The organism is Arsenophonus symbiont of Ornithomya chloropus (assembly GCF_964026495.1).
GTDB lineage: Bacteria > Pseudomonadota > Gammaproteobacteria > Enterobacterales > Enterobacteriaceae > Arsenophonus.
Genome location: NZ_OZ032148.1, coordinates 136,097 through 149,088, shown reverse-complemented (window position 1 = coordinate 149,088; position 12,992 = coordinate 136,097). Strand labels below are relative to the sequence as shown.

The following is a 12,992-nucleotide window of genomic DNA, read 5'->3' as shown; positions in this document are numbered from 1 at the left end:
TTAATAAGCTAAAATGCCAAAAAATAATTTTTATTATTACATAATTTTAAATATACCCTCATTACTTTGTATCAATAATAATTAATTTATAAAAAATTTTTTCTTATGAAACCATTTTATGCTCTCCAAAAAAAATAATTTATATTTTTTAAAAAAAAATTTCTAGTTTTAAAAATAATCAAATATTTACTTACTTTTTCTGAATTATTTCTTGGTATCAATTATCATTTTTAAAAAAATATCCTCCTAGTTTTTACAAGAAACATAGTATAAAAATATCCACTATAATTATAATTTACGATAAAATTATAATGAGTTTTTATAGCTTATTTACTATAAATAATATTTTTATATAATTAAAATAAGTTTTATATAAACTAATAATGCATTATTATAATTTTTATATATTTTAATTATATTAAAGAATATTTATTTATCAAATATTAGTCGATTTTTCTACTTTTACTCTAATTAGAAAAAATATATTACATATAAAACACATCAAAAAACAATTTTATTCTTTTTTTATTAACCAATTATTATAATCCAAACTATTTAGGAAACCAAAAAATTCATAATAATGACAAAATTGATATAATTTTTTAAAATCACATTTTTTAATAACTAACTCGTGATAATCTTTTTTAAGATTAACATTTGTTTTAATAGTTGCTAATTTATAAGACAAGAAAGCAATTTCTTTATATTCTAACATTTTTTTTATTAAAACATTTGAACTACGTAATTTTAATAATTTAATTACTGATAAATCCTTGTAAATAGTAATTAAATTTCCAATATTCTGTAATAAAGATACTGCTGTTTTTTTTCCTATACCTGGTATACCAGGTATACTATCTGAGTAATCCCCCATCAAAGCAAGAAGATCAATAATTAAGCCAGGAGGAACACCATATTTATCAATAACTTCTTTTGGTCCTAAAATAATATTTGTCATAGTATTAATCAATTTGATGTCACTTGTAACTAATTGGGCCATATCTTTATCTCCTGTACTTATTAATACAGGAATATTGTCTTGAGTCGCTTGTAAAGCTAATGTACCTATCACATCATCAGCTTCTACACCAGAAACAACAAATAAAGGTAATCCCATAGCTATAATAAATTCATGTAATGGCAGTATCTGTAAACGTAAATTATCTGGCATTGATGGTCTTCGAAATTTATAATTATTAAATAACAAATGCCGAAAATTTTTTCCTGGAGCATCAAATACTATTGCAATATGAGTCGGTGCATATTTTATGATTAAACTACGTAACATATTAATTACACCATAAATAGCACCTGTTGGTTTTCCAGAAGAATTCATTAATAATGGAAAAGTATAATATGCACGATAAAGATAAAAAGACCCATCAATAAGAATAAATAGTTTTTTTTTACTTGTAGACATAGTTTAGAAATACTTTTTACAATAATGGTTAGAATAATTGATAATTATATAATTTTCCTTTTATAATTTAAAATATGTTTTATCATATTTTTTAAATCAAACTTTATAAATATCAGAGAGGTTAAAATAATTTGTGAATAAAATTGTGTATAAATCTAAGCATATATTAAACAGAAATAATGAAATTAATTACTTATAAAGTATAATTTTTTATTATAATCAAAATGTTAATAATAGAAAAAAAAGTAATATTTTTTAAATGTATTGACAAATATTTCTTGTGGATATTACAAAAATAAAAATATTATTTTAATATATTTAACATATTCAGTAATTTACATAAATAATAATTTTAAATTAAATTAATTTTTAAAATTATTATTTTTTAAACATATATTTCGATAATATTTAAAAATATTTGTTAAATTCTTAGATCACATCACTATAATATAATTATTATTGCATAACAATATTTGTATCAATTAAACTACAGATTAATAATTTTAAAAAATCTAAAAAAATATTAATTAACATTACCAATGTACAATTTCAAACTACTAGAAAAAATTTTACATTTCTAATTTCAGATATATTTTAAATATCTTATATATGAATATGATACTTTAATATCATATTAACAATATTTATTATCTTGTATTATTACTTATATGACTCTATAAAATATTTTTTTGAAAAATTCTTTTTTTTAAATATATAATAACAAAAAAAACCATAAAAAATTAATCTGTTACTTTTATGCTAAAACTATTAATTCTATACAAATAAAATTAGAAATTACTCATTCAATCATCTATTATATGCCTTTTATAATAAACTCATAAATATAAATTTTGTTCTTTTACTACAGATTATTAATGATAAACATATTTTTTAGCTCATAAATCCCAGAAATTAGAAAATTATTTTTTTCTTATATGAAATTTTCTTATAATTTTTAAAAATATTAATTATTATTACTAATTTTTATTATTTTATGGTAAAATTAAAATAATATATTCAAAACTTGATTTTAAAATAAATTTCTATTTTAATTCGATAAATAGAATAATCATATTTTCGTTCTATAAAATACACATTAAAAAATAAATAATATTATTAATTGAAATATACAATCAAGAAATAACGTCATTAAAGATAAAATATCGATTTTTTATCAAGAATCACAAAACAAATTATTGATTTTTCTTATATAAACTATTCCATAAAAGGTTTTTAATACTTTATTATATTTTATATAATATAATTATTATAGTTTAAAATTTTTAAAAAATTTAATTTTATATAAATTACAATATCAAAAAAAATAATCATGATATACAAGAGTTATAATTATCGTAAGACAAAATTTTTTATAAGCGCACCTAATATTCATTATTTACCAAATGATAATGGTATAGAAATTGCATTTATAGGCGGTTCTAATGTTGGAAAATCTAGCGCTTTAAATGCACTTACACTACAAAAGAAATTAGCATACACAAGTAAAAAACCTGGTAGAACACAATTAATTAATGTATTTGAAGTAGAAAATAACATTAGATTAATAGATTTACCTGGATATGGTTATGCACAAGCACCTATATTTGTAAAAATGCAATGGCAAAAAGCATTAAATGAATATTTACATAAAAGAAAATCTTTAAAAGGTTTAATCATTTTAATGGATATTAGACATCCATTAAAATATATGGACATAAAAATAATTCAATGGTCAACTAGAATACATATACCTACATGTATTTTACTAAATAAAGCAGATAAATTAAAGAATTATGAACAAAATTGTCAAATTAAAAAAGTACGTCATAAATTAAAAAATATTTCCAAAAAAATAGAAATAGAAATATTTTCATCATTTATGAAAATAGGAATTAATATTTTAGAACATAAACTCAATAATTGGATTAACAAAAATTAAAGTAATATTTATCAAAATTCAATAATCATGTATTTTATAAAATACATTTTATATTATAAAAATGATCTTTTTATTGAAGCTATTATTTCAAATTGCATTAATAAATAGTTTTTCAATAAAAAACTATTTATTAATGCAAAATTCATAAAAAACAGATATGTATTAATATTTGACATTTTACAAAAAAAAATCTTATGATATTTTATTATCATATATCATATGTTTATTATTTAATTATCTTTTTCAAAAAAGATCTCTATTTTTAATCAAAAAATTGATTATTTCAGAATAAATTTGAGGATAATTATACTCTTTAGTAGCTTTGATATTATGATTACATAACATATATTTACCATGCACAAAAATTGCTGGTACACCAATTAGTTGAAAATCCTTGGCTGCTTTTTGTTGTTTTATCAATAATGAATTAACGAGAAGACTATTTATTAATATATCATATTCTTTACTTTTTATACCTAACTTAACAAATATATTTTTAATATCATTTGGTGTATTAATTGATTCTGTTTTTTGTATCCCTTCAAATAACAAAGGAATTACTTTCTCTTCTATTGAAAATATTTTTGCTACAGTCCAAGCTTTTGTTAATTCATTACCTAACGCACCTAAAAAATTAACATGATAACGTTCCATTATTATATTTTTAGGCAAATTTTCTTTTATTTTTTTGGATATATTATAAATATAATCAAATTCGTAACAATGTGGGCAATAAAAAGAAAAAAACTCTAATACTGTAGGTGCATCTTTTATACTTTTATTAATTTTAATAAATTCAATACCTTCTTTATAACGCATAGAAGAGTAATTCGTAGCAAAAATATTAAAAGATACCAGCAAATAAATAAAAGCAAAAAAGAATTGTTTCATATTACTCATTAATTATTGAATTATATATTATTATAAAATATAAGACAAAAAATATAAAATTATTACTTCAAAATAGTATTTCTAAATATTTATAAAACAAAATTTATAATATAATAGTATTCATAATTTTTTTATAAAATTACAAGAATTAAAAAAGCAAACAAAAATTTTTAATAAAAATATTTAATATATATTATACTTATCAAGTTTTTGACTAACAAATGACATTTATTACACTCCATATTTATTTTATCCTAATATACATAAAAAATATTTTTTAAACTTATTTAATTTATATATATTGATATTTTAATATAAAAATGTTTGATAAACTTTATTTTTTAATTTTTTAACAAATACTGTAAAATTTTAATTTTTAAAAAACAAAAAATTTACAAAATATAAAAAAATATTAAATTATTACATTGTTACAAATTCTTCTGCCATTGTAGGATGAATGGCAACTGTGTTATCAAAATCTTTTTTAGTTGCCCCCATTTTTAAAGCAACAGCAAAACCTTGTAAAATTTCATCCATTCCAAAACCTAAACCGTGAATACCTACAATTTTTTCTTTTTTTCCAACACAAATTAATTTTAAATTACAAATTTGATGATAAGCAGTAATTGCTGTATACATTGAAACAAAAGAAGATTGATATACTTTAAGATTATTACTGCCAAATTTTTTTATTGCTTCTTTTTCTGTTAACCCCACTGTACCAATCGGAGGATGCGTAAATATTACTGTAGGTATATTATTATAATCTAAATATTCATTAGATTTTTTATTAAATAAACGTTCAGACAATTTACGACCAGCTGCTATAGCAGCTGGAGTCAAATGAACTCTATTTGTATTATCACCAACTGCATAAATTCTATTTACATTAGTATTTTGAAATTTATCAACTTTAATATAACCATTACTATCTAACAAAACACCAGGTATAGAGAGATTTAAATCATCTGTCATAGGTTCACGACCAACAGCCCATATCAAAGTATCAATATTTATTGATTGAGCATTTTTTAAATACACAGTAAGTGTTCCATCGGAATTTTTAATAACAGATTTAGGAACTGATTCAGAATGTAATATTATTCCTTCATTTTCAATAACATTCAAAAAAGATTGAACAATCATGGAATCAAAATGACGCAAAGGTGCATGTCGACGAACCAATAAATGGACTTCACTACCAAATGCATTTAATATAGAAGCTAACTCAACAGCAATATAACCAGCACCAACAATTGAAACTCTATTTGGTAAAGTTGTCAATTGAAAAAAACCATCTGAGTCTATCCCATACTCTGCACCTAAAATATTAGGTCGAATAGGGCGACCACCAGTTGCAATTAATATATGATCGGCAGTTAATTTATTACCATTCACTTCAATCATATTATCACCAACAAAACGGGCAAATCCATTAATAACTTTAACTTTATTAATGCTTAAATTCATTTCATAAGACTTATGTAAAGCATTAATATATTTTTGACGATTTATAATTAATTTTTTCCAATCAAATTTATGGTTAATATCATAAAAACCATAATCAGGAATATAAGTTTTTGTATCTTTTGCAATCTGTGCTGCATACCACATAATTTTTTTAGGTACACACCCGGCATTTACACAAGTTCCACCTAAAGCCTTTGATTCAATAAGAGCACATGTTTTTCCATATTTAGCTGCACGATTTATTGAAGCAATACCAGCACTACCACCACCAATAGCAATGTAATCATAATGATCATTCATCATTTATTTTATTCCATTTTATCAATTTAAATTATAACTTACTAATAATTTAAATTTTAATGTTTGTTAAACGTTAATTTTAAAAATATTTTTATAAAACATACAAAAATTTCAATTAAATACATTTAAAATTTTCTTACCTTTAATAAAAACAAATTAATTATTAATTGACATAATTGTAAAGCATATGTTTAAAAAACAGTTATATTTATTTAAATACAGAATAAATAATGTTGACATATATTTTTCAGATTATTTTTCAAAAAACTAACTTTTTATGAATATATATAATTTTTCATATTTAAATTCATCTACAATTTTCATTATCTTTATTAGTGATAAAGTAATTAATAATAAATATTTGCATAAATTTTTAGAAAGAAAAATAGAAATGCACTTACATCTTATTAATTAATCTAAAATTAATATAAAGTTAATTTTAATTATGGTCAAAATAAAAAATTAAGCTTTAATAATTAAAATTAATTACAATAATTTAATTAAACAATAATACAAGAATAAAAAAAATTAAAAATAATTTATTGTTTTTATTGTAATAAAGAAAAATCTCCTACTTGTAAAAATAGTGCACGCACATGACTTAATAATGTCAAACGATTAATTCTTATTGATTTATCATTATCCATCACTATAACATTATCAAAAAAATTATCAATCATTTCATTAAGTGAAACTAGTTCCATTAATATATCTTCATATCTATATTCTGATAACAATGGTAATAATTTATCTTGTAAAATACCTACATTAGTAGCTAAAAGAATCTCTTCCGGCGCTTTTAAAAAAGAAGTAATAACATGTACATTCAATTTTTCATTTGTTTTCTTTAAAATTTTAGATACTCTTTTATTCATAATTATTAATTTTTTAGCTATTGATAAAGTGCGAAAATAAGTTACTGCTTTTAACCGAGCATCAAAATCTTTAGGTTTAGTTGGAAAACAAACTAAAACAGATTGGATAACATCTAAACAATATCCTTGCTCTTTATACCAAACAATACAACGTCCTAATACAAATTTAACAACATTATCAACAACATTTTCATTAATTAATTTATTTCCGTAAAGCTTAGTAGCTTCTTTTGCTAAGATTAATAAATCAAGTTCATAAGAACTTTCAACAATAATTCGAAAAATACCAAGTGCAACACGTCGTAATGCAAATGGATCTTTATCACCTTTAGGATGTTGATTCATGCCTAAACTACCAACTAACATATCAATTTTATCAGCTAAAGCTACTGCAATAGAAACTTTAGTGGAAGGCAAAAAATCACCAGAAAAACGAGGTTGATATTGTTCTTTAATAGCTAATGCAACATCTTCTATTTCACCATCTAAACGTGCATAGTGCATTCCTATAATGCCTTGTAGTTCAGGAAATTCAAAAACCATATGACTCATTAAATCACATTTAGATAATAAACTTGCTCGATTAACATGATTAATATTTGCACCAATTTTTTTTGCGATATAAACAGATAATATAACTACCCGATTAGTTTTATCAAGTAGTGTACCAAGGTGTTTTTGAAATAAAACAGTTTTTAATAATATAAAATTTTCTTCTATTTTTTTCTCACGATCCCTCATAAATAAATATTCAGCATCTGCTAAACGTGAACGAATAACTTTTGCATTTCCTAGAATAATTTTTTTTGGTTCTAAAGATTTAATATTAGCAACAAAAATAAAATCAGTCATCAAATCACCATTTTGATTGAATACTGGAAAGTATTTTTGAATATTAATCATAATATGAACTAAAACTTCTTTAGGAAGTAACAAAAATTTTTTTTCAAATTTTGCGCTTAATATAACAGGCCATTCAACTAATGCTGTTACTTCTTCTAATAAATCATCTTCATATTTTAGAAAACCACCTAATTTTTCAGCTATTTTTTTGATTTTATATTTTATTAATTCTTTACGTGCTTGATAATCAACAATCACTTTACCAGATTTATACAAAATACTAGGATATGTTTTAGCAGAATTAAGAATAATACAATCTTTACCCATAAATCGATGACCAAATACTATACGTCCGCTTTCAACACCAAAAACTTTACCTTTAACAACATCTTTTCCTAATAACATAACTACAGTATGCACGGGACGAACAAATTCAATTTTATTGTTACCCCATCTCATCATTTTCTGAAATGGCAAATTATTGATTGCTTTATTGACGATATTATTTAATAATTCCTTAGCTAATTTTCCTGTAGTAATAGTACGATAAAATAACCATTCACCTTTATTAGTAACTAAGCGTTCTGATTGGTCAAGAGTAATTCCACAACCTTGAGCCCATTTTTTAGCTATTTTAGTGTATTCACCATTATCATTAAAAGATTGAATTATTGAAGGTCCGCGTTTTTTAATTTCATGATTTGTTTGATATAATGCTAAATTAATCACCTTAATTGCCAAACGGCGGGGGGATGCATACCAAATAACTTCTTCATATTGAAGAGAACTTTTTTTTAATTCATCTTTAAAATTTTTAGCAAATGTTTCAGCTAATAAACGAAGAGATTTCGGTGGTAGTTCTTCTGTACCAATTTCTACTAAAAAAGTTTTTTGCATAACAAATTAACCTTATAATTTTTATGTTAATGCATAGGATTTTTTATTTCTTTACAAGAAGCATAATATAATTCTGCAACCATCTTTGTTAAAGTTCGAAGACGCAGAACATAACTTTGTCGCTCAGTAACTGAAATTGCTTTACGTGCATCTAATAAATTAAATACATGCATAGCTTTTAAAATACGCTCATAAGAAGGAAAAACTAATGGTTTTTTTAATGATAATAAATATTGCGTTTCTTTTTCATATTCCTCAAAACATTTAAACAAGAATTCAATATTGGCATGTTGAAAATTATAAAGTGATTGTTCAAATTCATTTTTTTGATGAATATCACCATAAGTAACATTCCCCAAGAAACTTGTAGACCATAAAAGATCATAAACACTATCAACATTTTGAATATACATAGCTAAACGTTCAAGACCATAAGTAATTTCACCTGTAACAGGTTTACATTCTAAACCTCCAACTTGTTGAAAATAGGTAAACTGAGTAATTTCCATACCGTTTAACCATATTTCCCAACCAATTCCAGATGCTCCTAAACTTGGATTTTCCCAATTATCTTCAATAAAACGAACATCATGAATATTAAGATCTAATCCTAACTCTTGTAAGGAATTAAGATATAATTCTTGCATGTTATCAAGAGAAGGCTTTATGATAACTTGAAATTGATAATAATGTTGAAGACGATTAGGATTTTTACCATAACGACCATCAGTTGGCCTGCGACATGATTGCACATAAGCAAGTGCTATAGGATCCTTACCTATAGCTCTCAAACAAGTCATAGGATGTGATGTCCCTGCGCCTACTTCCATATCTAATGGTTGAATAATAGTACAGCCTTGATGAGCCCAATAATTTGTTAATGTAAAAATTAATCCTTGAAAAGTTTTAATATCAAAGTTTTGCATGTTATGTATATTTAAATTCGCATGATAAATTCTAATCTAATAATCAGTCACTAACTTAATTATTTAGTGACTTTATGAGTGATATGAAAAATAATGAAAACTTATTGATTATCTATAGTAAAAATTATGATCTGTTTTTATAAAACAAGATATTAAAATAATCATTAGCTCTATTATTTTTAAACATCTTTTTTATTAAATTTTCTTAAAAAGAAAATCTTTCAAAAAAAGATATTTATTTAATAAATAAAAATTATCATTTATATAATATTATAAAATAATTAAATTATCAAATAATCATATTTTTTAAAATCTTTGTAAAAAATATTTTTTTATATTCTATAATTAATTATGACAAATATTATATAGAATATATTATTATACTATATTTTAAATATAACAATATTTTGGAATTTTTATTAACAAATTCATTTAAATATCTTTAAAATATATAAATTTAATAATTTTAAAAAATAAACGTATATCTTTTATAAAAAAATAAATAATAAAATTTAAAAATAAAATAAACAATTATTTATAATTACCATTATATACTATAAATAAAAATTTCATAAAATTTACAATATTTAAAAAACTTCAATTCTCATTGAAATATCAAAAAATTTTTAAGACAAATATTTAAATTTATATTTAAAATAATTTATTAAATATAATAAACCATATAGAATTCATATAAAAAATACTATAAAGAAGTTATTTATACTTTCATAAAAAGAACAAAATCAATAATAACTTATAATTGCAATAAATATTATTGAATAATTGATATATAAAACAAAAAATAATTACTTCAAAAAAATTAGCACAAACATTTTATATAATTTAACTAATAACTTATCAAGCATTTTTTTGAATGAATATTTCATAATCGAAAAAATATTTTTTCAATAAATCTAAATTTATAAAATTATCACAAAATTTTTCTATTTATATAATCTTTAATTTAGATATTATCTATTATTAGCAAAATATATCATTACCTATTAAAAAATATTTTATATATTTTTTTTGTAAAAATATCCAAAACTATATTAAAAATATTGTTATAATTTTATATTCAGAATATTTATTTTTTTTAATAATTATAAAATATAAACTTAATACTGTAATCTTTTATTATTTAATAACTCCAAAGTAACTATGAAAAAAAACATTATACATTCCAAATTTGGTAAAAAATTTTCTACTCCTTCTAATATTTACAATCTCATGAAAGATCTAAATGATGGTTTACATAAACCTAATATCATAATGCTCGGTGGAGGTAATCCAGCATATATTCCTGAAATAGATCAATATTTTCAAAAACTATTAATAGAAATGGCTATCAATGGACAACTCAACAAAGCACTCTGTAACTATGATGGGCCACAGGGAAAAAATATTATGCGAGAAAAATTAGCAGATACTTTAAATGAAAAATTAAATTGGGATATTAATGCTAATAATATTGTTTTAACTAATGGCAGTCAAAATGCCTTTTTTTATCTTTTCAATATTATTGCAGGTTTTTGTAAGAAAGGTATAAAACAAAAAATACTTTTTCCTTTAATACCAGAATATGTTGGTTATTCTGATACTGGATTGGAACATGATATATTCATCAGTAAAAAACCAAAAATCAAAATTTTACCTAATGGATACTTTAAATATAACATCAATTTTAAAGCTTTAAGAATCACTGATGATATTGGTGCAATCTGTATTTCAAGACCAACTAATCCCACTGGAAATATGATTACCGATAAAGAAATAATCAAATTAGATACTTTAGCTAAAAAAAATAAAATTCCTCTTTTAATTGATAGCGCTTATGGAATCCCATTTCCTGGTATTATTTTTAATCATGGAACACCTATATGGAATGAGAATATTATTCTCTCTATGAGTTTATCAAAATTGGGGTTACCAGGTTGCCGTTGTGGTATTATTATTGCGAATAAGTATATAATAAACACAATCAGTAATATGAATAGTATAATCAATTTATCTCCAGGTAGTATAGGACCTGCATTAATATTAGAAATACTTAAACGACAAGATTTATTTAGACTATGTAAAGAAATAATAAAACCTTTTTATGAACAAAAAGTTAATGAAACTATAAAAATTATTCGTCATTCTATATCAGCAAATCATTGTCTAATTCATAAACCAGAGGGAGGTATGTTTTTGTGGTTATGGTTTAGAAATCTACCAATTAACAGTCAAACACTTTATACGCGTCTAAAAAAACGTAATGTATTCATGGTACCTGGAGATTATTTTTTTCCTGGGCTAAATGAAAATTGGAAGCATAAAAATCAATGCATGCGTATGAATTATATTTTACCATTAGAAAAAATTAAAAAAGCAATTTCTATTCTAGCAGATGAAATTGCTATTGCTTATCAATAAATAACATCTTATAAAAATAAAATTTATTATTTTGATAAAAATTTTAAATTTTAATATAAAAAATACAAAAAACACAATCAATTGTTTTTAAAATTTGTTTAAATAAAAAATGTCACAATAGATTATTTTTTCTTTTTTACTTATCTATTTTAAAATTTTTTATACATAAAATATAATCTTATTTATATTTTATTAACAAAAATAAAAAAATGATATTCTATGATGTATGTAATATACTATTTACTCTATCCAGAAAAATTGATAGAAGTTTATATAAAAATTTATCCGATAGAAAAAATATTACACAAAAGTAATAATTTAAAATTCAAATAAAAAAATAAAAAGTTATATACTTTACTTAAAAGAAAAACTTTTATATAATAAAAAACGTATAATAATTTACAGAAAAAATATATATTATACAAAAATTAGTTTATTAATTATAAAAAATTAATATTCTTTTATCATAAATATATTAATTTGAATATTTTTAACATCATTCTCTTAATACTAAAATAAGAAATAATAAAAACTATCTTTTTAGATATATCAGCAATAAAAAAAATTATACTTTTGTATACATAAAATAATAACAAAAAAATTTACCAAAATTTAAAATAAAAGTAATAAAATTTTAATTTTTTATAAAATTAAACAATAATGTATTATTATATCAATTATCTTTTAAATAATAACAACAAAACTGACATATATTTTTTACAATTCATATTGTAATAAATCTAATTTTCATTTTAAATATATTCAAGAAAATTATTACTCCTGATTGATAAATATAATATATTCAAAACAATACAATTACTTTTATAATTTCAATAAAAATTGATTATTTATATATTATTAATTTTATGGCATAAAAAATATAATTAATTTTTAAAAAATATACAAAAAATTTTTTTGATATTTATTTTTATATAAAATTATCTATAAATCTTTTTTTTATTTAATTTAATATAAATAAAAAATATTATATATATTTATAATAATAATTATTT

At 21.2% G+C, this 12,992-nt stretch carries 6 protein-coding genes and 1 pseudogene; 2 read left to right on the top strand and 5 right to left on the bottom strand.

Going from position 1 to position 12,992, the window contains the following annotated elements:
• Positions 1–520: 520 nt before the first annotated feature.
• Positions 521–1,420 (bottom strand): annotated as a pseudogene (locus ABNS14_RS00605) (5'-3' exonuclease); the annotation flags it as partial.
• 1,330 nt (positions 1,421–2,750) lie between these two features.
• Here ABNS14_RS00605 and yihA point away from each other — a divergent pair.
• Complete coding sequence (gene yihA, locus ABNS14_RS00600; protein ID WP_348666441.1) at positions 2,751–3,359, top strand: ribosome biogenesis GTP-binding protein YihA/YsxC; 609 nt, start codon at positions 2,751–2,753, stop codon at positions 3,357–3,359.
• 243 nt (positions 3,360–3,602) lie between these two features.
• Here the strand turns inward: yihA and ABNS14_RS00595 are convergent, their stop codons facing one another.
• The 4 genes from ABNS14_RS00595 to glyQ all read right to left on the bottom strand — a co-directional run bounded on the left by ABNS14_RS00595 (position 3,603) and on the right by glyQ (position 9,561).
• Positions 3,603–4,250 (bottom strand): DsbA family protein, encoded by a 648-nt coding sequence (locus tag ABNS14_RS00595; protein WP_348666440.1) that lies wholly within the window; start codon positions 4,248–4,250, stop codon positions 3,603–3,605.
• Between the two features lie 420 nt (positions 4,251–4,670).
• A complete protein-coding gene (gene gorA, locus ABNS14_RS00590; RefSeq protein WP_348666439.1) occupies positions 4,671–6,020 on the bottom strand; it encodes a glutathione-disulfide reductase in 1,350 nt (449 codons plus the stop codon).
• A gap of 548 nt (positions 6,021–6,568) precedes the next feature.
• The gene (glyS, locus tag ABNS14_RS00585) at positions 6,569–8,635 is read right to left on the bottom strand and encodes a glycine--tRNA ligase subunit beta (protein WP_348666438.1); all 2,067 of its coding nucleotides are present in this window, start codon (positions 8,633–8,635) and stop codon (positions 6,569–6,571) included.
• Between the two features lie 26 nt (positions 8,636–8,661).
• On the bottom strand, positions 8,662–9,561 hold the full coding sequence (gene glyQ, locus ABNS14_RS00580) for a glycine--tRNA ligase subunit alpha (protein ID WP_348666437.1): 900 nt from the start codon (positions 9,559–9,561) through the stop codon (positions 8,662–8,664).
• 1,173 nt (positions 9,562–10,734) lie between these two features.
• Here glyQ and ABNS14_RS00575 point away from each other — a divergent pair.
• Complete coding sequence (locus ABNS14_RS00575; protein ID WP_348666648.1) at positions 10,735–11,979, top strand: valine--pyruvate transaminase; 1,245 nt, start codon at positions 10,735–10,737, stop codon at positions 11,977–11,979.
• The last annotated feature ends 1,013 nt before the right edge of the window (positions 11,980–12,992 follow it).

What these genes read in the sequence shown, in the direction of transcription:
- yihA (WP_348666441.1), top strand. Translation starts at nt 2,751, where the DNA reads ATGATATACAAGAGTTATAATTATCGTAAGACAAAATTTTTTATAAGC.
- ABNS14_RS00595 (WP_348666440.1), bottom strand. Translation starts at nt 4,250, where the DNA reads ATGAAACAATTCTTTTTTGCTTTTATTTATTTGCTGGTATCTTTTAAT.
- gorA (WP_348666439.1), bottom strand. Translation starts at nt 6,020, where the DNA reads ATGAATGATCATTATGATTACATTGCTATTGGTGGTGGTAGTGCTGGT.
- glyS (WP_348666438.1), bottom strand. Translation starts at nt 8,635, where the DNA reads ATGCAAAAAACTTTTTTAGTAGAAATTGGTACAGAAGAACTACCACCG.
- glyQ (WP_348666437.1), bottom strand. Translation starts at nt 9,561, where the DNA reads ATGCAAAACTTTGATATTAAAACTTTTCAAGGATTAATTTTTACATTA.